The organism is Variovorax sp. J22R115, from assembly GCF_030317005.1.
Lineage (GTDB): Bacteria > Pseudomonadota > Gammaproteobacteria > Burkholderiales > Burkholderiaceae_C > Variovorax.
In genome coordinates, this window is sequence record NZ_JASZYM010000007.1 from 198,459 (window position 1) to 224,403 (window position 25,945).

Here is a 25,945-nt window from a genome sequence, read left to right on the forward strand (position 1 = left end):
TTTACACTTGGGAGCGACTCACCAGATCACCCATGAACATCTCGCTCTGCACGCTCTTCGAAGGAAACTACCATTTCGGCGTCGCGGCGCTGTCGAATTCACTGATTGCCGCGGGCTATGAGGGCGACCTGTGGGTCGGCTATCGCGGTGCGCTGCCGGGCTGGATCGTGGATTCGCCGGCCTTCGATCGCGCCACGGGCCAGCTGCAGGTCGCGCCGACCCTGAAGCTGTGCATGGTCGAACTCGACACGCCGCTGCACTTCACCTACTACAAGCCCACCTTCATCCGCGAGATGTTCGAGAAACATGCGCCGGCTTCCACCATCGTCGCCTACATCGATCCGGACATCGTCCTGAAATGCGACTGGCCCGCCTTCACGGGATGGTTCACCGAAGATGGCATTTCGCTCGCGGAAGACGTCAACTGGTGCTTTCCGGCACGGCACCCCAAGCGCCTGCTGTGGAACCGCTTCTTCGAGCCGCACGGCGCGACGCCGCGACGCACGCTCGATCGCTACTACAACGCCGGCTTCATCGCGGTCTCCCGCCAGCACCTGGACTTCCTGGACCTGTGGCGCCGCCTGTGCGACCTGGTGGTGGCCTACAACGCCAACTCCAAACAACTGAAGGCTGGAGGCTCGGCGGCCCTGTTCCATTCGACGGACCAGGACGCTCTCAACTTCGCCCTCACGGTCTGCGAGGCGCCGCTCAACACCGCCGGCCCCGAGGCCATGGATTTCGCGCCCGGCGGCTACTACCTCTCGCACGCCATCGGCTCCGTCAAGCCCTGGCACGGCGGCCACATCCGCCAGGCCCTGCGCGGCCGCCCACCCACTGCCGCCAGCAAGTGGTACTACCGCTTCGCCAATGCGCCGATCAAGGTGTATTCGGACGGCGAACTCGCCAAGCGCCAGTTCGCGCTCAAGCTGGCCGCCGCCATCGGCCGTGTCTACAAGCGCAGCTAGCCAAAACTCCAGAGACACCGCGGAACCGGCTCCGCCGGGCCGCTGGCGAGTCACATCTTCCGCCCGCGCAAGATGAGCAGGGAGTATTGATAGACGAAGTTGGCCACGCTGGTCGCGATCGCAAAGCCCAGCACCGAGCGCAGGTCGCTCACGCCGACGATCGCCAGATAAGCGACCTGCGTCAACAGCGTCACCGGGATGCTGTAGGTCTGGCCCGCCGTCACGCCGCGCACCGTCATCGTCCGGAAGGCGAAGCCCGACGCGTTCTGGAGGATCGAGGCCAGGAACACCATCCACACCAGCGGTTCCATGCTGCGGTACTTCTCGCCCAGCAGCAGGATCCAGTACTGCGGAAGGTAGATCGAGGTCAGCAGCACCAGCGCCATCAGGAAGAGATAGACCAGGTGGCCCTGGAGCAGCATCCTGCGCAGCCGCTCCCCCTCCGGCGCACGCGCGATGACGGGGAACAGCAGGATGTTGGTGACCCGATCCACCACGATGAGCACCATGGCCAGCCGGCCGAAGGCCCCCACCTCGGCCACCATGCTCGAGGTGCCGAACATCGAGACCAGGAACACGGTGATCACGCCCTGCACCTGGTAGAAGATCGCCGGCAACACCAGGGGCTTGGCGATCTGGATCACCTGCGCATCCACGCGTCGGGCGTCGTCGCCTTCCAGCCGGGAATTCACGATTTCGCGAGACCTGAATTCGTTGCGGTAGAGCACGACGCTCACCAGGCTCGCGGCGGCCGTGGCCGCCACGATGCCGGCCACGGACCACGAGGTCATCGGCAGCAGCAGCACCGCGCCGACGAAGGCGATCCGCACGAAGTGCGACGAGAACCCGATCCGGTTCAGGGTGGAGATGTGGCCCAGGATCAGCAGCACCGTGCTGGCGAAGTGCTCCCGCAAGGTCAGGAGCACGATCACGATCATGAACGCCGACGCCAGCAGATAGCCTCCCCCGCCCCAGCCATGCTCGCGCGAGGTGATGAACCAGTAGGGCGCCACGATCGCCAGCCCCAGGCCCAGCAACAGCCAGCGCTTGCGGAAGACCTGCTGGCAGGCGCCGACCACCCAGGGAATCTCGTTCGTGCGCTGCCCGACGACCGGAAGACAGCAGTGCGCGAGCCCCAGGTCGGTCACGCCGAGGATGAGCGTGATGCAGGCCACCAGGAAGGTGTAGGCGGCGTACTGGTCCTTCGGCAGCACGTTAACGATGAGCAGGCCGGCGATGCCGCCGACGGCCACGCCAAAGGTTTCGACACCGCCAACCATGGCGATCTGGCGCAAACGGGCAAGGAGCTTCACAGGCAGGCGGCGTCGGTCATGTGAATGGCCGGCGGTCGCCGGGCTGGCTGGGAGCCGCGGATTATCCGGGCAGGGCCTCTACGATAAGCGATGGCGTTCGGAAGCCGCGTCAGATCAGCGGCGTCGGCCGCATGGGCCGTTCGAAATAGTCGCCCAGGCGCTCGAGCGCATGCGGCTCCATGATGCGCAGCCACCCACTGTCGAGCTTGTGCAGCCCGAGGCGCTCGAGGCGCCGCAATGTCTTGTTGGTGTGCACCAGCGACAAGCCGAGCGCATCCGCGATGTGCTGCTGGTTGAACGGAAACTCCGCCCAGCCGTCGCGCACCATGCCGACGCGCTCCGCCCGGCGATAGAGGTGCATCAGCAGCATGGCGACGCGCTCGCTGGCATTGCGCCGGCCCGCGGTGACGAGGTTGTCGTCCACCATCTTCTCCTCGCGCGCCGTGAGCCAGGTGATGTCGTAGCCGAGCTTGGGGTGCGAGCGGAACAGGTCCCAGAGCTTGTCGCGATCGAAGGCGCAGAGCGTGACGCCGGTCACGGCTTCCACGCCATGGGTCTCGCCGTCGGCGAATTCCTCCTGCAAGCCCATGAAATCGCCCGGCAGCAGGAAACTGAGGATCTGCCTGCGGCCGTCGCTGAGCGTCTTGTAGCGAAAGGCCCAACCGGAATAGAGCGTGAAGAGTTGGGGGCTAGCGCGCTGTTCGGCAATGATGGGCCGACCGGCTTCGACGATGCGCGTACCGCTGCGAAACGATTCGATCACGCGCACTTCCTCCGCAGACGCGGGCACGAAGGCGGGGTTCTTGCGCAGGCCGCATTCGTCACACGGATGTGCACAGCGAGGCGGAGAGACGGGAGCTGGATAGTCCTCGAACTTCACCTGAACACTATAGGCCACACGCGTGTGTCTTTTGACATTTTCCGCCGCGTTGCCCGCTCCTAAACTGCCGACGCTTCTTCCCCCTGAACGTCGATGCAACTCCACGAAATCCTGTATTCCAGCCTGCTTGCGCCAGACCAGCCCACCACGGTGGTCGGCCGGATCGTCACCCGGGCACGAGCCCGCAATGCGGAGACCGGGATCACGGGCTTGCTGGTGTTCGACGGCATGCGCTTCTGCCAGCACTTCGAGGGGCCGAGCGAACAGGTGCTCTCGCTGATGCGCCGTCTCCAGGCAGACCCCCGCCATGCGGAGGTGCGCGTGCTCTTCGAGGGTTCGCTGCTGCAGCGCCGCTACCAGCGCTTCGAGATGGGCTTTGCCGAGGTCGAGGAACGCGACGACCTGGCAGACGTTCTTGCCCTGCAAGGCGCCGAGGCGCTGCAGCGCTTTCTGGCGCTGCGCCCCCGGTTCGACATCGCAGGCTGAACTCAGGCAGCGCGGGCGACCGCGGCGACATCCCACGTGTAGGTCGCGCCGTTGCCGTCCCACGGCTCCATCACGATGCGCTGGCCACGGTCCACGGCCAGCGATTCGCCCGGGGCCAGCACGAGATCCTCGCTGCCCGAGTGGACGGTGGCATCACGCGTGACCCACACCCTGCCCTGCCGGACGCGCAGGACACTGGCGCTGGAAGCCTTGAGACTGATCGCATGGCCGGCTTCCAGCTGCCAGGCACCGCGGCGCACTGCCGGCGGCACGGCGGCCGGACGGGCCAGTGCAACGGAGGGAAGCGAAGAAGAGGTGCAAACGGCAGACATGGTGGACTCCTGGGAGGGATTTGAAAGTGCGCAAATGGCGCGCTTCGGGAATGAATGATCCGCCCGCCCTCGTTGGCAGTCCAATGAAAACGCGGTAGCCTACTGATTCCGGTTTCGCATCAATCGCCAGACCGTCCGAAGCCCTCCACATGCTCCATTCGCAAACCCACCTCCGTTCCCGGCCGATCTCCGCCGGCCATCTGCGTGCGTTCGAGGCGGTCGCCCGCCACCTGAACTTTCGCGCCGCAGCCGAGGAAATGGCCCTCACCCAATCCGCCGTCAGCCGGCAGATCCAGTCCCTGGAAGAAGAAGTGGGCGTGCCGCTGTTCCTGCGCCACACGCGGGCGGTCGAACTGACGAGCGCCGGTGCGCATCTGCTGCTGGCCGTCCAGCAGTCGCTGCCGCGCATCGACGGCGCGGTGCGCCTGATTCGCCAGAACGCGGGGCGCAAGAGCGTGTCGCTGACCACCTTCGCCTCCTTCGCCTCGATGTGGCTGATTCCGCGGCTGGAGGCCTTCCAGCGCGACAACCCGGAGATCGACATCCGGATCGACGCCAGCGACGTCGCGCTCGACCTGGACATCGCGGACGTCGACATCGCCCTGCGCTACGGCCCGCGGGAAAACATGCCGCCGGGGGCGATGCGGCTCTTCGGCGAGACGATCACGCCGGTGGCCAGCCCCTGGCTGATCAAGAGCAACCCGCAGATCAAGGAACCGGCCGACATCGCCCGCTTCACGCTGATCGAGGCCGGCGACGCACATCGCACGCACCTCGAATGGCTGACCTGGCGCCGCTGGTTCGAGGTCAACAACCTGTCGCGCGCCGAGCCGCGGCGTTGGCTCTATTTCAACTACGCCTACCAGATGGTCCAGGCCGCACTCACCGGGCAGGGCGTGGTGCTCGCGCGCAGCTCGCTCATCGCGGAAAGCCTGGCCAACGGCGACCTGGTGGAAGTGCTGCCGCACTACCGCATGGATTCACCGATGGCCTACTGGCTCATCACCGGCCCGCGCAGCGCGCAACGCTCCGAGATCCAGGCCTTCAACGAATGGCTGCTGAGCCAGGCCGTGACCACCCGCGAAACCATCGGCGAAGTCCCCGACCCCGACACCATCGATCAGATGGACTGATGCCCCGGCGGTCAGGCCCGTTGGTGAAACACCGCGGAACCGGCTTTGCCGGGCCGCAGGTGTTGCCCCCGGTAGGGGGTGGGCGGCTACACGAAGTGAGCAAGCCTGGGGGCGAGCCTTACCCCCTGGGCCAGACTACGCCATCGTCATTCAGGATGGCGTCCAGCGGCACGTCGTGCGCCTCGGGCTCGAAATTCGCGACGAGGCCGTTCGCGAAACCGAGCCCCACCGTGAAGGGCCGCGGCTCCAGCGCCGCGAGCGTGCGGTCGTAGAAGCCGCCGCCGTAGCCGAGCCGATAGCCGCCCTCGCTGTAGCCCAGGCAAGGCACGAAAAGCAGCGTCGGCACGATCAGTTCGGTGTCCTTCGGCTTCGGGATGTCGAAGGCATCGTTCTCCATCGGGCAGCCGGGATACCAGGAATGGAAGGTCAGGGTCTTGTGCACCCGGTCGACCACCGGCAGTCCGATGCGCCGGCGGTGCGGTTCGTCGAGCAGCTCGCCGTCCTCTTTCCAGCGGTGCAGCGCGGGCAGCGGATCGAATTCGCCCTTGATCGGCCAGTAGGCGCCGATCACCGTGTCCGGCCGCCCGACCAGCCAGATGCGCATCACGCGCTGCAGCAGATCGGCGCGAGCGAGACGGTCGGGCATGGCGAGGCGCTGTTCGATCAACGCGGCACGCACTTGGCCCTTGAGAAATGTGGCAGTTGCCGAGGTGTCGGCACCCTTTGACTTGTCCATAATCCCCCGATGCAGTTCGCAAGCATTTTGGCATCCGCGCGCCGCCAGCCGCGCGCCTCCCTTTCCACCCTTTCTCTTTCGCTCGTGCTGGCGGCTGCAGCGGTGCTCCAGCCCGCCCGCGCGCAAAACGGCAACGACGACGTGCTGCTGCAGATGAAGCAGGCCGCCCAGCGCGGCGACAAGGCCCGCCTCGCGGCCCTGCTGCCGCAAGCGCGCGGCCACGCGCTGGAGCCCTGGGCCGCGTACTGGGAGTTGAAGGCCCGGCTGCAGGAGGCGAGCCCGCAGGAGGTGCAGGACTTCCTCACACGCTACGCCGGCACCTACCAGGAAGACCGCCTGCGCAACGACTGGCTGCTGCTCGCGGGCCAGCGCCGCGACTGGGACAGCTTCATGACCCAGCACCCGGCCTATCGCATGAACGACGATGCCCAGGTGCGCTGCTACGCGATCCTGGTCGACACGCTGCGAAACGGCAGTGCCACGCAGGCGCAAGCCGACGAGGTGCGCCGCGCCTGGCTCGGCCAGCGCGAACTGGACGACGGCTGCCTGACCGCCGCCGACCGCATGATCGGCGCGCGCCTCATGTCGCCCAACGACGCCTGGAAGAAGGCCCGCCTGTCGATCGAGGCCAACCGACCGCAGGCCGCCCGCGCGGCAGTGATGCTCGTGGCACCCGATGCGATCCCGATGTTCGACGAGATGAACGCCAGCCCCGCCAAGTTCCTGACCGGTCGCGGCTTCGCCGTCGCCAAGTCGCGCAGGGAGCTGGTGGTGCTCGCGCTGATCAAGATGACCGTCGCCGATCCGGAAGTGGCCGCATCCCAACTCGAAAGCAAATGGTCCACGATGCTTTCCGCCGAGGAGCGCAACTGGCTCTGGGGCGCCATCGGGCGGCAGTTCGCCACCAAGCTCTCGCCGATGGCCAATACCTATTTCGCGAACGTCACGAAGATCGGCGACCTGTCCGACGACATGCTCTCGTGGAAGGCCCGCGCCGCCTTGCGCGCCGGCGCATGGAAGCAGGTGCTGGCCGCCATCGACGCGATGAGCGAAGTGCAGCAGCTCGATCCGACCTGGGTCTACTGGAAAGGCCGCGCGCTGACGGCCATCGGCGGCGACGATCGCCGGGCCGAGGCCCGCACGCTCTTCGAAAGCATCGCAGGCACACGCGGCTTCTACGAACTGCTGGCCCTCGAGGAGTTGGGCCAGCGCGCCGCAGTGCCCACGCGCCCCGATCCGCTCACGCCCGAGGAGAAGGCCGCGGCACGCAACAACCCAGCGCTCCAGCGCGCGCTCTACGCCATCTCCATCGGCCTGCGGCCCGAAGGCACGCGCGAGTGGAACTACGCGACCAACCTGCACGACAAGGGCGGCATGAGCGACCGCGATCTGCTCGCCGCCGCCGACCTCGCCTGCCAGCGTGAGGTGTGGGACCGCTGCATCAACACCAGCGAGCGCACCAAGGGCGTGATCGATATCGACCAGCGCTTCCCGATGCCTTTCCGCGACACCGTGGTGCGCAAGAGCCAGGAGATCGGCCTCGACCCGGCCTACGTCTACGGCCTGATCCGCCAGGAAAGCCGCTTCATCATGGACGCGCGCTCGGGCGTCGGTGCCTCCGGCCTCATGCAGGTGATGCCGGCCACCGCGCGCTGGACCGCCAAGAAGATCGGCATGTACGACTTCACGCCCGGCCAGATCAACGACCGCGAGACCAACATCACGATCGGCACCAACTACCTGAAGCTCGCGCTCGACGACTTCGACGGCTCCATGGCGCTGGCCGCTGCGGCCTACAACGCCGGCCCCGGCCGGCCGCGCAACTGGCGCAACGGGCCGGTGATGGACGCGGCGATCTGGGCCGAGAACGTGCCCTTCACCGAGACGCGCGACTACGTCAAGAAGGTGCTCGCGAACACCACGAACTACGCAGCGCTGATCTCCGGCCGGCCGCAGTCGCTCAAGGACCGTCTCGGTCGGGTCGGGCCGCGTGATGCCGCGCTGCCGGAACCCAACAAGGATCTGCCCTGATCCGCATCCTGCAGAACCTGCGCGCCCGGTTGCCCGACTGGGCCAACGAAACGCTGGACATCGCCATCCCCTTGATACAGGTGGCGCTGATCCTGCTGGCGGCCTGGCTGGTGTACCGCTTCGTGCGCCGAGTGATCGAGCGCGTGACCACGAGCTACGCGCTGCCCGAGGATGTGGCCCTGATCACGCGCCGCACCGTCGGCTTCCTGCTTTATGGTGGCGCCCTGCTGTGGGGCCTGGAGCGGCTGGGCGTCTCGGGCACCGTGCTCTGGGGCGCCTTCACCGGCTTTGCTGCCGTCGGCGCCGTGGCCTTCTTCGCGGCGTGGAGCGTGCTGTCGAACATCTTCTGCGCGCTGCTGATCTTCACGACCCGCATGTTCTGGCGCGGCGACACGGTCGAGGTGCTGGAGAACGGCGAAAAGCCGGGTCTCAAGGGCCGCGTGATGGACATCAACCTGGTCTACACCACGCTGCAGGAGAGCGGCAGCGCAGAGGAAGGCACCACGCTGAAGATCCCCAACAGCATGTTCTTTCAGCGCGCGGTGCGCCGCTGGCACGGCAGTTCCCCTGCGCTGCCGCGGACTGTGGATCTCACTTCACCGCGCTCCCCGGACACCCCGCCCGGCTGATCTTCGAAAAAGTGCCGGCGTCCTACAGTCGGTTGCGCAGCCCGCGGCCAAACTGCGGCCTCTCCCCTTTCCTCCTGCAGCATGGCCGCCTCTGTCTGGGCCGCGACCACCGAGGTGCTCGCCGCCGAGTTCTCCGACGTTCCGGATCTCCCGCAAGTACTGCGCATCCTCGTACGCCTGTTGCTGGCCGCGGTCCTGGGATTCATGCTGGGCTTCGAGCGCGAGCACCAGGGCAAGGCCGCCGGCGTGCGCACCCACATGCTGGTGGCGATCGGCTCGGCCCTCTTCGTGCTCGTGCCGCAGCAGGCCGGCATCCAGCCGGCCGACATGAGCCGGGTGATCCAGGGCCTGGTGGCGGGCGTGGGCTTCCTGTGCGCCGGCACCATCCTCAAGCAGGGCCGGGACGAGCAGAACGTTCAGGGCCTGACCACCGCGGCCGGCCTCTGGATGACCGCGGCGATCGGCATGGCCTGCGGACTCGGCCGCGAAGTGACCGCGGTGCTCAGCGCTCTGCTGGCGCTGGTGGTACTGGCGCTCGTGCCGCGGCTGGTGACACTCATCGAGCGGCTGGCGGGCCCGCCCGCGCCGGAAGCGACGCCACCGCGCGTGATCACCAAGCCGGACGACGCTCCCCCGCGCTAAGCATCAATTCCGGGCCGCGATGGCATCAATGGCCCCGGCCGACGCCGCTAGCATCGAAGGCTTTGCATCACTTCCGAGAGGCCCGCATGATCAAGCTTTACATCGGCAACAAGAACTACTCGTCCTGGTCGATGCGACCCTGGGTGCTCATGAAGCAGGCCGGCATCGCGTTCGAGGAAGTGATGGTCCGCTTCGATTCCTTCGACGAGCACTCGAAGTTCAAGCACACCATCCTGCCGCTCAACCCGACGGGCACGGTGCCGGTGCTTCAGGACGGCGACATCGTCGTCTACGACACCCTCGCCATCTGCGAATACCTCGCCGAGACGCATCCCGATACCAAGCTCTGGCCCGCCGACAAGGCCCGGCGCGCCCAGGCACGCAGCGCATGCGCCGAGATGCACGCGGGCTTCCGCGCGCTGCGCAGCCACTGCGGCATGAACATCGAGGCCGACCTGAGCCTTCAGGGCCGGTTGATCCTGCGCGACCAGCCCGCCGTGCGCGCCGACCTCGACCGCATCGTGCAACTCTGGAGCGGCCTGCTCGATGCCCATGGCGGCTCGATGCTCTTCGGCGAGTTCAGCACCGCCGACGCCTACTTCGCGCCTGTCTGCATGCGCATCAAGACCTTCGCCCTGCCCGTGCCTGCCGCCATCTCTGCCTATGTCGCGCGCGTGCTGGCCTTGCCGGGCGTCGAGGCCTGGATCGCCGAAGCGCTTGTCGAGAAGGACTTCGTTCTCAGGGACGAGCCCTACCGCCTGGAGCGCTGAGGGAATCGGGGCGCCCTACACTCCGCCCCATGCAAACCTATCTCGTCGGCGGCGCGATCCGCGATGCGCTGCTGGGCAGGCCCGGCAGCGATCACGACTGGGTCGTGGTCGGCGCCACGCCCGAACAGATGGTCGCGCGCGGCTTCCTGCCCGTGGGGCGCGACTTCCCCGTCTTCCTGCACCCCGAGACGCGCGAGGAATTCGCGCTCGCCCGCACCGAGCGCAAGAGCGCGCCGGGCTATCGCGGCTTCGTCGTCCATGCGGCGCCGGACGTCACGCTCGAACAGGACCTCGCGCGACGCGACCTGACCATCAACGCCATCGCGCTGCCCGAAGCGCGGATCAACGCCTCCGACCGGCTCGACCTGGACCCGGCCGATCTGATCGACCCCTTCCACGGCCGGCGCGACCTGCAGCAGAAGCAACTGCGCCACGTGACCGAGGCCTTCCGCGAAGACCCGGTGCGCATCCTGCGCGTCGCGCGCTTCGCCGCGCGCTTCGCCGACTTCCACGTCGCCCCCGAGACGATGGTGCTGATGCGCGAAATGGTCGAAGCCGGCGAAGCCGATGCACTGGTGCCCGAGCGTGTCTGGCAGGAACTCACGCGCGGCCTGATGGAAGACAAGCCCTCGCGCATGTTCGAGCTGCTGCGCGAATGCGGCGCGCTGGCCGTGCTGCTGCCCGAGGTCGACCGCCTCTGGGGCGTGCCTCAGCCGGAAGCCCACCACCCCGAAGTCGATACCGGCGTGCACCTGATGATGGTGCTCGACATGGCAGCGCACCTGCACGCGCCGCTGGCCGTGCGCTTCGCATGCCTGGTGCACGACCTCGGCAAGGGCACGACGCCGGCCGATGTGCTGCCGCGCCACATCGGGCACGAGCAGCGCAGCGCGAAGCTGCTGCGCGCGGTGTGCGACCGATGGCGCGTGCCCGTCGACATCCGCGAACTCGCCGACGTGGTCGCACGCGAGCACGGCAACATCCACCGCAGCGGCGAACTGAACGCGGCGGCGGTCGTCCGCCTGCTGGAGCGCTGCGATGCCTTCCGCAAGCCGGAGCGCTTCGACGAGGCCCTGCTGGCTTGCGAATGCGATGCGCGGGGACGCCTCGGCCTCGAAGACGCGCCCTATCCGCCGCGCACGCGCCTGCTGGCGGCCCTGGCCGCCGCGCAGTCCGTCGCCACCGAGCCCATCGCACGAGAAGCGCAGCAGGCCGGCGCGGCAGGACCGAAGATCGGCGAGGCCATCGCGCGCGCGCGCATCGCTGCGGTGGACGCGGCCCTGCAACCCTCCTCCTGAAGGTGGATTGATGGCTTTGGCCGACGCGCCGCGCGGCGTGAGTCTGCTATGGTTTTCCCTCCATGCTGCAGACGCCCCCCCGACTCACGCCCGACGCGGCCCTCTTCCTCGACTTCGACGGTACTCTGGTGGCGATCGCCGAGACACCGGAGGCCGTCCACGTCCCCGCCGCCATGGTCCCGCTGCTCAGCGACCTGCATGATCTGCTGGGCGGTGCGCTGGCGGTCGTCTCGGGCCGGCAGATCGACGTGCTCGACCGCTTTCTCGCGCCGCTGCGCCTGCCTGCTGCCGGCGAACACGGCGTACAGCGACGCGACGCCGAAGGCCAGATGCAGGAGCAGCGCGCACTGGATCTCACTGCGGTGCTCGCAGTGGCCAACGAACTTGCCCGCGTGTACGAAGGGCTGCTGGTCGAGCGCAAGCACGCCGCCATCGCCCTGCATTACCGGCTTGCGCCACAACTCGAGGCCGTCTGCCGCGATGCCATGGCGCGCGCGATCGACGGCCAGCCGCAGTTCGAACTGCTGCACGGCAAGTTCGTGTTCGAAGTCAAACCGGCGGGCATCAACAAGGGTGTCGCGATCGACGCCTTCCTGCGCGAAGCGCCGTTCGCGGGCCGCGTGCCGGTGTTTGCCGGCGACGACACCACCGACGAAAGCGGCTTCGCCATCGTGCAGCCGCGCGGTGGCGTGGCGATCAAGGTCGGCTCCGGTCCCAGCCTGGCGCTGCATCGGCTCGATTCGCCGCGCGAGGTGTTCGAATGGCTGGTGGCAGCGCGGGACCTGCTCGCGGCATCGCCACCCGCAACCCCAAGGAAACCGGCATGACCATTCTCCAGAAAGAGGTCGACGCGCCTGAAGACCGCGCCGGCCAGTCCGTCGCGGGCGCAGCGGGCGCCAGCGACAAGGCGCCCGCCCATCCCGAGGCCATCACCGATCCTTCCGCGCGCACCGGCTTCGGACCGCCGGCCGAGGCCTCGCTCAACGTCGGCGTCATCGGCAACTGCGCCTACAGCGCGCTGATCGACGGGCGCGGCCGCGTCGTGTGGAGCTGCCTGCCGCGCTTCGACGGCGACCCCGTCTTCAACGCGCTGCTGCACACGGGCGAGGATGCGAGCGCCTGGGCCATCGAGATCGAGGACTTCGCATCGTCGAAGCAGTGGTACGAGCCGAACACCGCCGTGCTTCGCACCCAGCTCTTCGACTCTGCCGGCCAGGGCATCGAGATCACCGACCTGGCGCCGCGCTTCCACAGCCGCTCGCGCTACTTCCGGCCGCTCACAATGGTGCGTCGCGTCAAGCCGATCAAGGGCACGCCGCGCATCCGCGTCACGCTCGCGCCGCGCTTCCAGTGGGGCACCATGGCGCCGACCATCACGCGCGGCAGCAACCACATCCGCTACGTGGGGCCCGACTTCACGCTGCGGCTGAACACCGACGCGTCGGTCTCGCACATCCTGTCGCGCCAGGCTTTCGTTCTCTCGCGCGAATACAACTTCGTGCTGGGTGCCGACGAGACGCTGACCGACGGCATCGCCGACACGGCCCGCCATTTCGAGCAGGAGACCATCGCCTACTGGCGCACCTGGAGCAAGCGGCTCGCGATTCCCTTCGAATACCAGGACGCGGTGATCCGCGCGGCCATCACGCTCAAGCTCTCGCTCTACGAGGACACGGGCGCGATCGTCGCCGCGATGACCACCAGCATCCCCGAGGCGCCGGGCAGCCAGCGCAACTGGGACTACCGCTACTGCTGGCTGCGCGATGCCTTCTTCGTGGTGCGCGCGCTCAACAGCCTTTCCGAAGTGGGCACGATGGAGGACTACCTCCGCTGGCTGTCCAACGTGGTGATCGGCTCGCGCGGCGAACACATCCAGCCGCTCTACGGCATCGGCCTGGAGGGCGAGTTGCCGGAGTCCTTCGTCGAGGGCCTCAGCGGCTATCGCGGCATGGGGCCGGTGCGCGTCGGCAACCAGGCGCAGGAGCACTTCCAGCATGACGTCTACGGCAACATCGTGCTCGGCGCGGCGCAGGCCTTTCACGACCATCGGCTGTTGAGCCGGGCCGGCGTGGCGGAGTTTCCATACCTGGAAGCTGTCGGCGAGCAGGCGATCCGCGTCTACGGCACGCCGGATGCGGGCATGTGGGAGCTGCGCACACGCGCACGCATCCACACCAGTTCGGCGCTGATGAGCTGGGCCGCCTGCGATCGCCTCGCCAAGATCGCCCGTGCGCTTGGACTCACGGAGCGCGCTGCCTACTGGCATGGGCATTCGTCGCGCATGCGAGAAGAGATCCTCAGCCGGTCGTGGTGCGAGGAACGTCAGGCCTTTGCCGAAAGCTTCGGCGGCCACGAACTGGATGCGAGCATCCTGCTCATGGCCGAGGTCGGCCTGATCGACGCACGCGACCCGCGCTTCGTCTCCACCGTCGAGGCGATGGAAAAGTCGCTCTGCGACGGCCCCTACATGCGCCGCTACGAAGCCGCCGACGACTTCGGCAAGCCCGAGACGGCCTTCAACATCTGCACCTTCTGGCGCATCGACGCGCTGGCCAAGATCGGCCGCAAGGCCGAGGCGCGGCAGATCTTCGAGACCATGCTCGCGGCGCGCAATCCGCTGGGACTGCTGTCCGAGGACACGCACCCGGTCACCGGAGAGATGTGGGGCAACTTCCCACAGACCTACTCGATGGTGGGCATCATCAACGCGGCCGTAAGACTGTCTGCACCCTGGGACTCCTGCATATGAGTCGACTGGTGGTGGTTTCCAACCGGGTTGCCGATCCACGCAAGCCGGCAGCCGGCGGATTGGCCGTTGCACTCGGCGAGAGCCTCCAGCAAAGCGGCGGCCTGTGGTTCGGTTGGAGCGGCGCCATCGTCGAGGAAGGGCCCACCGGCGAAGGCGAGATGCACAAGCAGCAGGCCGGCAAGGTCACGCTCGCCACCATCGACCTGAGCCGCGATGACCACGACAGCTACTACCTCGGCTACAGCAACGACGTGCTCTGGCCGGTGTTCCACGACCGGCTCGACCTCGCGCATTTCGAGGCGGCCTTCATCGGCGGCTACCGGCGCGTGAACCAGCTCTTTGCCCGCAAGCTGATGCCGCTGCTGCAGGACGACGACATCATCTGGGTGCACGACTACCACCTGATCCCGCTGGCCGCCGAGCTGCGCGCGATGGGGTGCCGGCAGCGCATCGGCTTCTTCCTTCACATTCCACTGCCGCCGCAGATCATCATGGCGGCAATCCCGCAGCATGAGTGGCTGGTGCGCTCGCTGTTCGCCTATGACCTGATCGGCTTCCAGTCGCACCAGGACGTGCAGCACTTCGAGCACTACGTAAAGAACGAGGCCCACGGCGAGAAGCTGGACGACCAGCACTATCGCGCCTATGGCCAGACAGTACGCTGCGACGCCTTCCCGATCGGCATCGACGTCGACGAGTTCGCCGCGCTCACTCACGCGAAGGAGTCGCGCGACATGTTCGAGACCATGCGGCGCGAGTACTCCAGTCGCCGTCTGTTGCTGGGCATCGACCGGCTCGATTACTCCAAAGGCATCCCGCAGCGGGTGCGCTCGTTCCGCGAACTGCTGGCCAACTACCCCGAGAACCGCCGCAGCGCCACGCTGATCCAGATCGCATCGCCCACGCGCGAGACGGTCGACGCCTATGCCGACATCCGGCGCGAACTCGAATCGCTGTGCGGCGCCATCAACGGCGACTACGGGGAGCTCGACTGGATGCCCGTGCGCTACATCCACCGCATGGTGGCGCGCAAGCGCGTGCCGGGCTTGTGCCGCGCCGCGGCCGTCGGCCTCGTCACACCGCTGCGCGACGGCATGAACCTTGTCGCGAAGGAATACATCGCGGCGCAGGACCCGGCGGACCCCGGTGTGCTGGTGCTGTCACGCTTTGCCGGCGCCGCCGAGCAACTCAGAGAAGCGCTGCTGGTGAATCCCTACGACACGCATGGCACCGCGGAGACGGTGCAGCAGGCGTTGCAGATGCCCCTGGACGAGCGCCGCGAGCGCCACCAGAAACTGCTGGCGCGCATTCGCGAGCAGGATGTGCACTGGTGGCGCGAAGGCTTCCTGAACGCGCTGCGCGAAGCGGAGAGCGTTCGCTAAGGCTATTCGAAGCGAACTTCCGCAACGGTCGGTGCGTCCGGCGACATCGTGTCGGCGTTGGCCAGCGAAGTCGCCGTGCGGAACCAGTACCGGCACACCGTGCGATTCACCATCGTGACGCACATCCGCCCATCGTCCTGGATTGCCCACGTACCGGATGCCCTCCCGAGCCCGGTGCGGCTGGCCTCGACGGTGCCGTCGCGACGGAATTCCCAGTGCGACATGGACCCGCTCGCCAGGTTCTTCGACAGCACCGGCTTGCCGACCAGCCCGGCTTCGATGTCGGCCCGGTTCAGGTAGACGCGATCTGCCGCGGCAGCCGCACCCGGGTTCAACAGCGCCGCCACGGCGGCCACCACGGAGATGAGGTAGATCACGTGAACGACGAAGCGGGTCATGAGCGGGCTCCCTTTGGGTGTCCGGGGCGCCCGGCAGGTTCGCGCGCCCCATGCCCGTCAATGTAGGCAGAGACCGCGCCGGCGACGAGTAAGCAGTTCGCGTCGGCGATGTGACGCAGTTCACACGACCGTCAGGCCGCCTTGCCGACCAGCAACTGCACGAGCCGCGTGACGCGGGAAGGCGCCGGCGGCGCCACGGTCGCAGCGCGGGGCAAGCCGCGCACCTGCGCCGGCGACAGGGCCGAGACCTCCAACCAGCCACCATGCTCGGCCACGTAGGCCTCGCCCTCGTCCAGCGTGGCCTTGGCAGTGAACACCGTTTCACCAAACCACGAGGGCGGCGATACCACGCTCACGCAGCCTCGCGTGACCAGCAGCGCAGAGCCCGCGTCGACGGCCACGCGCAGGGTCTGGCCCGGTTGAAGACATGTGATTTGGAGACACTCGCTCGTCATCGGAACACCTCTTTGAGACTGATCGGGATGACTTCATCGTAGGCAGCCTGCTGCCGGAAAAACAGGCACAGCAGCGGGCATTCGCAGGCAGAACAGTGGCGCTCGACGCGCATCTGTTATGGTCGTTTCCCACTAATCTGCATCTGTTTCCGCCGCCCCGGCTGAGGGAGCATCGACCGCATGGAATCGCCACCGCTCTACCGGCAACTGGCCACGCACTACCTGGACGCGATCCGTGCGGGCTCACTCAGGCCGGGCGACAAGCTGCCCTCGCTGCGCAGCCTGATGCGGCAGCACGGCATCAGTCTTTCGACGGCGCTGCAGTTCTGCCGCGCCCTGGAAAGCGAGGGATGGGTAGAGGCCCGCGATCGTTCGGGCTACTTCGTGCGGCGGCCGCGCCGGCTCGCGATCGCGACCATGGACGAACCTGCCGCCGACGTGGCGCCCGACCCCGCGCAGTACGTAGGCATCCATTCCAAGGTGTCGGACTTCGTGGCGCGCCGGCGCCAAGGCGAGGTGCAGGTCGACTTCTCGATGGCGCGCGGCGCGCCCGAGCTGTATCCCGCCGAGGCCCTGCGCGCCATCATGATGCGCATGCTGCGCCAGCGGCCCAACCTGCTGACGACGGCCGCACCCTCGCGCGCTCGCACGCCCCTGCGCGAAGCGGCGGCACGGCGCGGCCTGCGCGTGGGCATGACCCTCGCACCCGAGGAAGTGCTGGTGACCAACGGCTGCATCGAGGCACTGAACCTCGCGCTGCGTGCCGTGGCCCAGCCGGGCGACACGGTGGCGGTCGAGTCACCGACCTTCTACGGCCTGCTCCAGGTGCTCGAAAGCCTGGGCATGCGCGCCCTGGAGATTCCGACCAGCCCGCAGACCGGCCTGTCGGTCGAGGCGCTGGAGATGGCGATCGAGGCCTACGGCCACATCAAGGCGGTGGTCGTCGTGCCGCATCTGCAGAACCCGCTGGGCAGCGTGATGCCCGACGCGCACAAGCAGCGGCTGGTCGAGCTGTGCGAGCGTCATGCCATTGCGCTGATCGAGGACGACACCTACAGCGAACTGCTCGATGCCGACGCGCCACCACGCGCCATCAAGTCGTGGGACCGCACGGGCAACGTGATCCACTGCGCCTCGCTGCACAAGGTGCTGGCGCCCGGGCTGCGGCTGGGCTGGATCTCGGCCGGCCGCTGGCACGGGCGGGTCGAAATGCTCAAGTACACCCAGACCCGCAGCAACGAGGAACTCGCGCAGCACGCAGCCGGCGAGTACATGGGCACGGGCGCCTACGACCGGCATCTGCGCCGCCTGCGCGAACGGCTCCAGGTGCAGCGCGAGCGCACGGCCGATGCGATTGCGGCGCACTTTCCGTCCGGCACGCGGCTGAATCTGCCGCCCGGCGGCTTGCAGCTGTGGGTGGAGCTGCCCGAGCGTCTCTCGTCCGCCACGGTGTTCGATGCGGCCCTGCGGGAGCGGATCCTGGTGGCGCCGGGGACGCTCTTTTCCAACTCGTCGCGCTTCGACCATTACCTGCGCATCAACTGCGGCTGGCCATACGACGATGCCATCGATGCGGGGTTGCGCAGGCTGGGCGCGATCATCGGGGAATGCGCGGCTGCGCAGGCTGTGTCGGTACGCAAGGCGGCCTGAGCCGGCCTCAGTCCAGCAGGGCCAGGGCGCCGTAGTCGCCGACCGTGTCCCCCAGGCCGGCGGGCACCAGCACAGCGCCGCGGGTGAGTGCAACCAGCTTGCCGTCGATCTGCGCCTGAAGTCGGGGCAAGAGGAAATCGCGGTTGTTCCAGAACACGCTCCCGCCGAGGGCGATGCGTTCGAGGTCCAAGGTCGCGATCAGGTTGTAGAGCATGCGCCCCATCACGCGGCACAGCGCGTCGGTCGTCGCCAGCGCCTGCGGCTCCCCACGCGCCGTGGCTGCGAACAGCTGGGCAGCAGGCTGGCCGAAACGCCGCGCGATCGCATTGCCAGCAGCCAGCCCTTCGACGTCGCCGACGTTGCCGCAGCCGCACAGCGCGTTGGTGTCGTCGTCGACGACGAAGCTGTGCCCGGCATGCCCCGCATTGCCGTTCTTGCCGCGCAGTACGCGACCTTCGACGCACAGCCCGACACCGACACCGGTGCTCCATGTGACATAGGCGCAGTGGTCGCTTCCCTGGAGCGCCCCCCAGCGCCGCTCGGCTTCGAGCGCGGCGACGGCGTCGTTCTCGACACGGACGTGGGCGAAGCGGCGGGCCAGCGGCGCCTCCAGCAGCGCGGTCATCCACTGGTTGGGCAAGCCGCGCGCCGGTCCGGCGATGCCGCCGCAGATGTTGGGGGTGGCGAGTTCCACCAGGCCGTCGCGCAGCTCGAACGGCCCTGCGGACGACACGCCGACGCGTTCGATCGTGGCGCTGTCGATGTGCTGCTCGGCGCAGATCTCATCGACGAGCCGCATGATCTGCACCGCAACTGCATCGTTGTCGCCGGTCTTGGCGGTCGGCTCGCTGCGGCGGCCGATCAGCGGCGACGCGCTGTCGGCGGAAAGGCTCACGGCCACCTTGGTGCCGCCGATATCGACGCAGGCTCTCATCCGGTCAGATCCATCGTGCAATCAGTGCCGCGATCATGCTGAGCACGACCGTGCTCGCGATCGGCAGCTGCCACTCACGCCCGAAGGCTCGGAACTCGAAATCGCCCGGCAGCCGCCCGAAGCCGAAGCGCCGCAGCCAGGCGGTGAGCCCGCTCATCAGCACCAGCGCCAGGACAACGACGATCAGCCAGCGAATCATGGGTGGAGTTTAGGCCGCAAGAATGGCCAGCGCCTGTCGGTGAAGTTCGGGCGTTGCGGCCGCGACGACGCGCGCGTTGGCCTCCAGGCCGAGCGGACGCCCTTCCCAGTCCGTAACGACGCCGCCGGCGGCCTCGATCAGACCGGCCGGGCCGAGGTAGTCATAGGGCTGCAGGCCGGTCTCGACCACCAGGTCGATCGTGCCGCCGGCCAGTTGGGCGTATCCGTAGCAGTCGCCGCCGAAACGGCGCATCGCGCATCGGCGGCTCAGCCGGTCGAAGGCCTGCCAGTCGGCTGCGTTGAAGATGTCCGGCGACGTGGTGACGATGCGCGCCTCGGCGATCGTCTTGCAGTCCCGCACGTGCACGGGCTGCCCGTTGCGTTGCGCCCCGATGCCGGCCTGGCCGATCCAGCGCTCGCCGAGCACCGGCATGTCGACCATGCCCAGCTCGACGCGGCCGCCGCGCACCAGCGCGATCAGCGTGCCCCAAAGCGGCGAGCCGGTGATGAAGCTGCGCGTGCCGTCGATAGGGTCGAGGACCCAGATGCGCTCGGCATCGACGCGCTCCTCGCCATGCTCCTCGCCGAAGATGCCGTCGGCAGGGCGCTCGGCGGCGAGGATCTCGCGCATCGCCGTCTCGGCAGCGCGGTCGGCCTGGGTGACCGGGCTTTCGTCGGCCTTGGCAATGATGTCGAGCGGGGTGCGAAAGAGGCGCAGCGAATGTGCTGCCGCGGCGCCAGCCAGCGCGTGGGCGACACGCAGGTCTTCTTCGGGCGAAAAGTGGAAGCTCATGGGGAGGGATTAGAACTCACCCCCCAAGGCTCGCTCACGCACTAGCGTTGTTGGCCCCAACGCCGGACGGTCAGGCGCTCCAGGGTGGCAAACCCCAGGTTCTCGACCAGGAGACCGATCAGCACGACCATCGCCAGGCCGGCGAACACGCGATCTGTATAGAGCTCGTTGCGGTTCTGGAAGATGTACCAGCCCAGCCCGCCCTGCCCGGACGACGCGCCGAACACCAGTTCGGCCGCAATCAGCGTGCGCCAGGCGAAGGCCCAGCCGATCTTTAGCCCCGACAGGATCGACGGCAGCGCGGCCGGCACGAGGATCTGCAGCACGTAGCGCAGCCCCTTCAGGCCGTAGTTGCGGCCGGCCATGCGCAAGGTCTCCGGCACGCCCTGGAAGCCAGCGTAGGTATTGAGCGCCAGCGGCCACAGCACCGAATGGATCAACACGAACACCAGGCTGCCGCGGCCCAGGCCGAACCACAGCAGCGCCAATGGCAGCAGCGCGATGGCCGGAAGTGGGTTGAACATCGAGGTGAGGGTGTCCAGCAGGTCGCGTCCGATACGCGTCGACACCGCGAGCGTGGTCAGCGCGAAGGCCAGCACCACGCCAGCCACGTAGCCTTGCACCAGCACGACCAGCGAGATGCGGACCTTGTCGATCAACTCGCCGCTGGCCAGTCCCTGGACCAGCGCCTGCACGGTGGCGGTGAAGGTGGGCAGCAGAAGATCGTTGTCCTGCCAGCGCGCGGCAAGCTCCCAGAGCGCCGCGAGCACGCAGAGGATCAGCCCCTTGCGCAGCCAGCCCTGCGACCACAGGCGCGACGCGGCCGGCAGCGGCCGTTCGACGGCCACTGCGGTGAAGGGCTCGAGCGGCAGCTCGTATTCGGGCCGGATGGGGGGATTGGCGCTCGTCATGCGGCCACCGCCTCGTCGAACAGCAGGCGGTGGATGCGCTGCGCCGTCGCCTGGAAGTCGCCCGCGCCCAGGCTGTCCTGGGTGAAGCCGTGGCTGTTGATCTCGGCTCGCATGCGGCCCGGATGCGGCGACAACAGCGCCACGCGGTTGCCGACCACCAGCGCCTCCTCGATCGAGTGCGTTACGAACAACAGGGTGAAGCGCACTTCCTCCCACAGCGCAAGCAACTCCTCCTGCATCTTGCGGCGGGTGAGCGCGTCGAGAGCGGCAAAAGGTTCGTCCATCAGCAGCACGCGCGGCTGCATCGCCAGCGCACGCGCAATGGCCACGCGCTGCTTCATGCCCCCTGAGAGCTGGTGCGGATGCACGTCGGCAGACTTGGCGAGGCCGACCTTGTCGAGGTAGTGCATGGCACGTTCCCCGGCTTCCTTCCGGCCGAGCGTGCCGGATGCCCGCAGCGGGAAGATCACGTTCTCGCGGACGGTCTTCCAAGGCGGCAACTGGTCGAACTCCTGGAACACCACGATGCGGTCCGGGCCCGGCTGCGTCACGCGCCGGCCGTCGAGCCGGATCTCACCTTCCACCGGCGGGATGAAGCCAGCGACGGCTTTCAGCAGCGTGGACTTGCCGCAGCCCGAGGGGCCGAGCAGCACGAAGCGGTCTGCCTCGTGCACATCGAAGCTCACGCGGTGCGTGGCCCGGACCAGCCGTTCGGGAGTGCGGTATTCGAGACTGACGCCATCCACCCGCAGCAACGGGTCGAGCCGGCCGTGCAGCCCGGAAGACGCCGACCGGACGGATGCCGGATGGCGCGACGGCGTGTCCGCGAAAGTCCGGCGCAGGGTGATTCCCGCCGAGGTCGACGACGAGGCCACGCTCAGTTTCCCGTCGTGTTCTGGGCGTCGTCGAAGAAGTAGTCCTTCACCGAGGCCGGCTTGTTCTTGATGGCACCCACCCGGTGCATGAATTCGGCCAGCACGTAGGTGTTCTGCGGCGTGGTCTTGAACTGCACTTCGGGGTTCTTGATGATCTTCAGCAGCAGGTCGCGGTCGATCTTCGCGTTGCCGACCTTGAGATAGATGTCTGCGGCCTTCTCCGGATTCGCTGTGACGAATTCCGCGGCCTCGTTGAGCGCGTCGAGGAAGGCGCGGTAGGTCTTCGGGTTCTCGTTGCGGAATTTCTCGGTGGCGTAAAGCACCGTGGCCGAGGCCGGGCCGCCCAGCACCTGGTAGGAGTTGAGCACGATGTGCGCGTTCGGATTGCCCGCCAGCTCCTGCTCCTGGAACGGCGGGTTGCCGAAGTGCGCGCTGATCTCGGTGCCGCCCTTGATGATGGCCGCCGCGGCGTCCGGATGCGGCACGGCCACGCTGATCTTGTCGAGCTTGTTGAACTCCTTGTCGCCCCAGAGCTTGGCGGAGGCCAGTTGCAGCACGCGCGACTGCACCGAGACACCGACGGCCGGCAGGGCAATGCGGTCCTTGTCGGTGAAGTCCGCCAGCGTCTTCACGCTCGGGTTGTTGCTGACCAAGTAATACGGGAAGTTGCCGAGCGACGCCACGCCGCGCACGTTCTGCTTGCCGTGGGTGCGATCCCACAGCGTCAGCAGTGGCCCGACGCCGGCGCCCGCGATCTCGATGTTGCCCGAGAGCAGCGCATCGTTGACCGCTGACCCGCCCGAGAGCTTGACCCACTCGACCTTGGCGTCGACGCCCGCTGCCTTGGCGTGCTTCTCGATGAGCTTCTGCTCCTGCGCGACGTTCAGCAAGAGATAGACGATGCCGAACTGCTCGGCGATGCGGATGCGGCCTTCGGCGTGCGCTGCGATGCTGCCGAGGGTCAACCCGATGCCTGCAATGAGTGCGGCAGTGTTGCGTGTGAAACGGTTCATGGTTTTTCTTGTTGCGTATTGCTTCTTGGGATGAGTCCCGATCAGAACGGCGTGTCGCCTTCGATCGTGGTGCGGTAGAGCTTGCGGCGGAGTTCGTCGGGCGTGCCGGCCGCCAGGTGCATCAGCGAACGGTTGTCCCAGAACACCAGGTCGTGCGGCGCCCAGTGGTGGCGGTACACGAACTCGGGCTTCACGCTGTGCGCGAACAGTTCGGCGAGCAGCGCATCGCTCTCGTCCTGCGGCAAGCCGACGATGCGCGTCGTGAAATGCTCGCTGACGAACAGCGCCTTGCGGCCCGTTTCCGGATGCGTACGCACCACCGGCTGGATGGCGGGCGCAACCTGGTCGATCTGCGCCTGCGAGAGCTTGGGCCGCCACGGGTTCTTCGAACGCAGTTCCTCGTACTTGGCGAGATAGCTGTGCTCCGCCTTCAGAGGCAGAACGCGCTTCTGCAAGTCGGGGCTGAGCGCCTCCCACGCAAGATGCTGGTCGGCGAAGAGCGTGTCGCCACCCTGGCTCGGCAGTTCCTGCGCGTGCAGCAGCGAGCCGAGGCTGGGCCTGGGCTTGTACGAGATGTCGGAGTGCCAGTACACGCCCGCGTCGCCCAGGCCGATGGGTTCGCCGTTCTCCTTGATGTTCGAGACGATCAGGATCTCGGGATGCCCCTTGAGTTGGAACTGGTGGAGCACGTGGATTTCGAGTGCGCCGAATCGGCGGCTGAACGCGATATGGTCCGCGGGCGTGACCTGCTGGTCGCGGAACACGACCACGTGATGGTCGAGGTGCGCGCGGTGGATGCGCGCGAAATCCACATCGTTGATCGGCTTCGAGATGTCGAGGCCGACGATTTCGGCCCCCACCGGCGCGTCGAAACGGCGCACTTCGAAATGCTGCGCCGGCGCGTTGCGCGTACCGGCGTCAGAAGAGAGAACAGCAGTCATCCAAACAATCCATCGTGGAGCCCGCCCATCCGGATGAAGGGCAGCGAGCCGGCCACTTTAGGAGCCGGCCCGTTGATTTCCAACGAATTGTTTGTTGCTAGCTTATTCGGGCGGCTCCGCAGCCTCCGGGCCTTACAACGTGTGCATGCGGTCGCCCTCGGCGAACCCGATCGCGTCCCAGGGCTCGCCCGCCACGAAGCCGATCACCTTGAACAGTTCGCCCATCTCGTGCTCATGGATCAGCCGCGCCGCCAGCGTGCGCTCGGCGAGCGTGGCCTGTTCCAGCAACGGAAGGATGCCGGCATTGAGCAGGAACCTCGCCTGACTGCAGTAGCCCAGCACTTCGAGGCCGGCGTCCTGGCCCGCCACGGCCACGCCGGTGAAGTTCACGTGCGCGGTGATGTCCTTCTGGCCAACGTCAGCCAGCGGATCAGGGTCGGCCAGATGACCGCGATGGCACATCACCGTGCCCATGTGGCGCTGCGGGTGGTAGTACTCGGACTCGGGAAAACCGTAGTCGATGAAGAAGGCCGCGCCCTGTTTCATGCGATCGGCCAGGGTGGCGATGAAGGCCTCGGCCTGCGGGTGGATCTCGCTCAGGTAGTCGTGCGCGCCCTGGACTTCGACCGGCGGGCGCAACTCGGTGGGGCGGTCTTCCCACACAAGACCATCGCCGTGCCGCACCACGCCGCGCTCGAACCATTCGCCCTTTGTGCGCACCAGCAGTTGCACCGGCATCGCATCGAGCACTTCGTTGCCAACCACCACGCCGCGGAGGGTTTCGGGCAGTTCGGACAGCCATTCGACCTTGCCGGAATGCTTTGCCAATGTCTGCTGCTGGCGCTCGCGCAGCGTGCCGGAGAGGTCGACGATGCGGTAGCGCGCCACGCGGTCGCCCAGCGCGTCGAGCAACTGGAGGGCGAGCGCGCCCGATCCGGCGCCGAATTCCCAGACTTCGTCCGTTCCAGTCTTGTCGAGGGCCTCCGCCACCTGGATCGCCAGGGTCCGGCCGAACAGCGGCGTGAGTTCTGGCGCGGTCACGAAGTCGCTGCCGGAGTCCGGCATCTGGCCGAACTTGCGGCTCGTGTTGGCGTAGTAGCCCAGTCCCGGTGCGTAGAGAGCCATGGCCATGAAGCGGTCGAAAGGCAGCCAGCCACCGGCGCGCTGCAGCGCGGCATCGATAATCCGGGTCAAAGGGGTGGCGCGATCGGCGCCCTGCTCCAGGTTCATACGGGAAATCTATCAGGATGGCTGAATCAACCCCACGCCACGGCGTGCTCGTGACGGGCGGCGGCCAGCGGCTCGGCGCCGCTGTCTGCGAGGCTTTCGCGCGCGCGGGCTGGCGGGTGTGGTGCCAATACCGCGAATCGCGGGATCAGGCGCAGGCATTGTGCGCGCGCCTGCGCGATGAAGGCCATGACGCCACGGCTGTCGAAGCCGACATCGGCGCCGAAGACAACCGGTGCGCGCTGGTCGAGCATGCGTCGGCCGATGGCCCGCTGGCGTGCATCGTCAACAACGCCTCGGCCTTCGAGCCCGACACCGGACTGGACTTCGAGGCCGACGCGGCCATGCGCCAGATCGGCGTGAACCTGCTCGCCCCGCTCTCCTTCGCGCGGCTGCTGGCCCGAAGCGCGAAAGCGGGCGACGGCGTCGACCGGTCGGCCATCCACGTGCTCGATCAGAAGGTCTACAACCTCAACCCCGACTACTTCTCCTACACCGTGTCCAAGCTGGCGCTGGAGCGCGCCATCGCCCTGCAGGCCCAGTCGCTGGCGCCGGCGGTGCGCGTGTGCGGCGTAGCGCCGGGCATCCTCTACAGAAGCGGACCTCAGACCGAGGACAATTTCGCGAGGGCCTCGCGCGCTAACCTGATGCGTCGGCCCATCGATCCGGCCGACGTCGCCAGGACCTGCGTCTTCCTTGCCGGCACGCCCAGCGTGACCGGCACCACCCTTTGCGTCGACAACGGCCAGCACCTCGTGCCGCTGCCGCGCGACATCATGTTCGTCGTCGACGACCTGCTGAAAGCCTCTCCCCCATGACCACTGCCGCTCTCGACCCCTTGCTGCTCTCCTGCCGGCGCGTTTTCCTGCGCGACTACGAGGTCTGGATCAACATCGGCGTGCATGAGTTCGAGAAGCGCGCCGAGCAGCGCGTGATCATCAACGTCGACCTCTACGTGCCGCTCGACGTCTCGACGCCGAAGTCGGACGAGCTCGACGAAGTGGTGGACTACGACTTCATCCGCCGCACCGTCGCCACGCGCCTGAGCAAGGGCCACATCCACTTGCAGGAAACGCTGTGCGACGACATCCTCACGCAGGTGCTGGCGCATCCCAAGGTGCAGGCCGCCCGCGTGTCGACCGCCAAACCCGACGTCTACCCCGACTGCGACGCAGTAGGCGTTGAAGTCTTTCGGAGCAAGTGA

Annotated in this window: 28 protein-coding genes; 14 read left to right on the forward strand and 14 right to left on the reverse strand. The window is 67.5% G+C overall.

Going from position 1 to position 25,945, the window contains the following annotated elements; genetic code table 11:
- The first annotated feature begins 32 nt into the window (after positions 1-32).
- Entirely contained in the window at positions 33-965 is a 933-nt protein-coding gene (locus tag QTI04_RS14425; protein ID WP_286616242.1) for a hypothetical protein, read from the forward strand.
- 50 nt (positions 966-1,015) lie between these two features.
- Here the strand turns inward: QTI04_RS14425 and QTI04_RS14430 are convergent, their stop codons facing one another.
- Together QTI04_RS14430 and QTI04_RS14435 are read right to left on the reverse strand one after the other, a co-directional pair.
- Positions 1,016-2,278 (reverse strand): hypothetical protein, encoded by a 1,263-nt coding sequence (locus tag QTI04_RS14430; RefSeq protein WP_286616243.1) that lies wholly within the window; start codon positions 2,276-2,278, stop codon positions 1,016-1,018.
- 109 nt (positions 2,279-2,387) lie between these two features.
- Positions 2,388-3,068 (reverse strand): Crp/Fnr family transcriptional regulator, encoded by a 681-nt coding sequence (locus tag QTI04_RS14435; RefSeq protein ID WP_336621890.1) that lies wholly within the window; start codon positions 3,066-3,068, stop codon positions 2,388-2,390.
- Positions 3,069-3,251: 183 nt separating this feature from the next.
- Here QTI04_RS14435 and QTI04_RS14440 point away from each other — a divergent pair, with 183 nt between their 5' ends.
- Positions 3,252-3,644, forward strand: a complete 393-nt coding sequence (locus QTI04_RS14440) for a BLUF domain-containing protein (protein WP_286616244.1) — start codon at positions 3,252-3,254, stop codon at positions 3,642-3,644.
- Positions 3,645-3,646: 2 nt separating this feature from the next.
- Here QTI04_RS14440 and QTI04_RS14445 read toward each other — a convergent pair whose 3' ends face one another.
- Positions 3,647-3,976, reverse strand: coding sequence for a DUF2917 domain-containing protein (locus QTI04_RS14445; RefSeq protein WP_286616245.1), 330 nt, complete (start codon positions 3,974-3,976; stop codon positions 3,647-3,649).
- A gap of 149 nt (positions 3,977-4,125) precedes the next feature.
- On the opposite strand from QTI04_RS14445, the gene QTI04_RS14450 reads away from it, so the two are divergent.
- Positions 4,126-5,109: a LysR substrate-binding domain-containing protein gene (locus tag QTI04_RS14450; RefSeq protein ID WP_286601885.1), complete on the forward strand. Its 984-nt coding sequence runs from the start codon at positions 4,126-4,128 to the stop codon at positions 5,107-5,109.
- Positions 5,110-5,227: 118 nt separating this feature from the next.
- Here QTI04_RS14450 and QTI04_RS14455 read toward each other — a convergent pair whose 3' ends face one another.
- Positions 5,228-5,845, reverse strand: a complete 618-nt coding sequence (locus QTI04_RS14455; RefSeq protein WP_286601884.1) for a 5-formyltetrahydrofolate cyclo-ligase — start codon at positions 5,843-5,845, stop codon at positions 5,228-5,230.
- Positions 5,846-5,854: 9 nt separating this feature from the next.
- Here QTI04_RS14455 and QTI04_RS14460 point away from each other — a divergent pair, with 9 nt between their 5' ends.
- The 8 genes from QTI04_RS14460 (at position 5,855) to otsA (ending at position 15,346) form a co-directional block, all read left to right on the forward strand.
- Positions 5,855-7,876: a lytic transglycosylase domain-containing protein gene (locus tag QTI04_RS14460; protein ID WP_286616246.1), complete on the forward strand. Its 2,022-nt coding sequence runs from the start codon at positions 5,855-5,857 to the stop codon at positions 7,874-7,876.
- A 29-nt stretch (positions 7,877-7,905) separates the two neighbouring features.
- Entirely contained in the window at positions 7,906-8,505 is a 600-nt protein-coding gene (locus tag QTI04_RS14465) for a mechanosensitive ion channel family protein (protein ID WP_286616247.1), read from the forward strand.
- Between the two features lie 81 nt (positions 8,506-8,586).
- Entirely contained in the window at positions 8,587-9,147 is a 561-nt protein-coding gene (locus QTI04_RS14470) for an MgtC/SapB family protein (RefSeq protein ID WP_286616248.1), read from the forward strand.
- A gap of 86 nt (positions 9,148-9,233) precedes the next feature.
- Entirely contained in the window at positions 9,234-9,917 is a 684-nt protein-coding gene (locus QTI04_RS14475; RefSeq protein ID WP_286616249.1) for a glutathione S-transferase family protein, read from the forward strand.
- A gap of 29 nt (positions 9,918-9,946) precedes the next feature.
- A complete protein-coding gene (locus tag QTI04_RS14480) occupies positions 9,947-11,215 on the forward strand; it encodes a multifunctional CCA addition/repair protein (RefSeq protein WP_286616250.1) in 1,269 nt (422 codons plus the stop codon).
- A 62-nt stretch (positions 11,216-11,277) separates the two neighbouring features.
- Complete coding sequence (gene otsB / locus QTI04_RS14485; protein ID WP_286616251.1) at positions 11,278-12,042, forward strand: trehalose-phosphatase; 765 nt, start codon at positions 11,278-11,280, stop codon at positions 12,040-12,042.
- 2 nt (positions 12,043-12,044) lie between these two features.
- A complete protein-coding gene (locus QTI04_RS14490; protein ID WP_286601955.1) occupies positions 12,045-13,964 on the forward strand; it encodes a glycoside hydrolase family 15 protein in 1,920 nt (639 codons plus the stop codon).
- Positions 13,961-15,346 carry an alpha,alpha-trehalose-phosphate synthase (UDP-forming) gene (gene otsA, locus QTI04_RS14495; RefSeq protein WP_286601873.1) on the forward strand — a complete coding sequence of 462 codons (1,386 nt, stop codon included), beginning with the start codon at positions 13,961-13,963 and terminating at the stop codon, positions 15,344-15,346. The genes QTI04_RS14490 and otsA overlap by 4 nt, the downstream gene beginning before the upstream one ends.
- A 2-nt stretch (positions 15,347-15,348) precedes the next feature.
- On the opposite strand, the gene QTI04_RS14500 is transcribed toward otsA, so the two are convergent.
- Positions 15,349-15,744 carry a hypothetical protein gene (locus QTI04_RS14500; protein WP_286601871.1) on the reverse strand — a complete coding sequence of 132 codons (396 nt, stop codon included), beginning with the start codon at positions 15,742-15,744 and terminating at the stop codon, positions 15,349-15,351.
- A 131-nt stretch (positions 15,745-15,875) separates the two neighbouring features.
- The gene (locus QTI04_RS14505) at positions 15,876-16,199 is read right to left on the reverse strand and encodes a hypothetical protein (RefSeq protein WP_286616252.1); all 324 of its coding nucleotides are present in this window, start codon (positions 16,197-16,199) and stop codon (positions 15,876-15,878) included.
- A gap of 180 nt (positions 16,200-16,379) precedes the next feature.
- Here QTI04_RS14505 and QTI04_RS14510 point away from each other — a divergent pair, with 180 nt between their 5' ends.
- Positions 16,380-17,849 (forward strand): PLP-dependent aminotransferase family protein, encoded by a 1,470-nt coding sequence (locus tag QTI04_RS14510; RefSeq protein WP_286616253.1) that lies wholly within the window; start codon positions 16,380-16,382, stop codon positions 17,847-17,849.
- 7 nt (positions 17,850-17,856) lie between these two features.
- On the opposite strand, the gene QTI04_RS14515 is transcribed toward QTI04_RS14510, so the two are convergent.
- From QTI04_RS14515 to QTI04_RS14550, 8 genes are all read right to left on the reverse strand, one after another.
- Positions 17,857-18,783: an ROK family protein gene (locus QTI04_RS14515; protein WP_286601868.1), complete on the reverse strand. Its 927-nt coding sequence runs from the start codon at positions 18,781-18,783 to the stop codon at positions 17,857-17,859.
- A 4-nt stretch (positions 18,784-18,787) separates the two neighbouring features.
- On the reverse strand, positions 18,788-18,982 hold the full coding sequence (locus QTI04_RS14520) for a DUF2905 domain-containing protein (RefSeq protein ID WP_028251900.1): 195 nt from the start codon (positions 18,980-18,982) through the stop codon (positions 18,788-18,790).
- A 9-nt stretch (positions 18,983-18,991) separates the two neighbouring features.
- Positions 18,992-19,774 (reverse strand): histidinol-phosphatase, encoded by a 783-nt coding sequence (gene hisN / locus QTI04_RS14525; RefSeq protein ID WP_286616254.1) that lies wholly within the window; start codon positions 19,772-19,774, stop codon positions 18,992-18,994.
- A 41-nt stretch (positions 19,775-19,815) separates the two neighbouring features.
- The gene (locus QTI04_RS14530; protein WP_286601865.1) at positions 19,816-20,685 is read right to left on the reverse strand and encodes an ABC transporter permease; all 870 of its coding nucleotides are present in this window, start codon (positions 20,683-20,685) and stop codon (positions 19,816-19,818) included.
- Positions 20,682-21,461, reverse strand: a complete 780-nt coding sequence (locus QTI04_RS14535) for an ABC transporter ATP-binding protein (RefSeq protein WP_286616314.1) — start codon at positions 21,459-21,461, stop codon at positions 20,682-20,684. Before QTI04_RS14535 ends, QTI04_RS14530 begins: the two co-directional genes overlap by 4 nt.
- Before the next feature lie 101 nt (positions 21,462-21,562).
- Positions 21,563-22,573 (reverse strand): ABC transporter substrate-binding protein, encoded by a 1,011-nt coding sequence (locus QTI04_RS14540; RefSeq protein ID WP_286601863.1) that lies wholly within the window; start codon positions 22,571-22,573, stop codon positions 21,563-21,565.
- A gap of 41 nt (positions 22,574-22,614) precedes the next feature.
- A complete protein-coding gene (locus QTI04_RS14545; protein WP_286601862.1) occupies positions 22,615-23,514 on the reverse strand; it encodes a TauD/TfdA family dioxygenase in 900 nt (299 codons plus the stop codon).
- A 132-nt stretch (positions 23,515-23,646) separates the two neighbouring features.
- Entirely contained in the window at positions 23,647-24,744 is a 1,098-nt protein-coding gene (locus QTI04_RS14550) for a class I SAM-dependent methyltransferase (RefSeq protein ID WP_286616255.1), read from the reverse strand.
- 17 nt (positions 24,745-24,761) lie between these two features.
- Between QTI04_RS14550 and QTI04_RS14555 the strand changes: the two genes are divergently transcribed.
- Positions 24,762-25,559: an SDR family oxidoreductase gene (locus QTI04_RS14555; RefSeq protein ID WP_286616256.1), complete on the forward strand. Its 798-nt coding sequence runs from the start codon at positions 24,762-24,764 to the stop codon at positions 25,557-25,559.
- A complete protein-coding gene (locus tag QTI04_RS14560) occupies positions 25,556-25,945 on the forward strand; it encodes a dihydroneopterin aldolase (RefSeq protein WP_126837247.1) in 390 nt (129 codons plus the stop codon). Before QTI04_RS14555 ends, QTI04_RS14560 begins: the two co-directional genes overlap by 4 nt.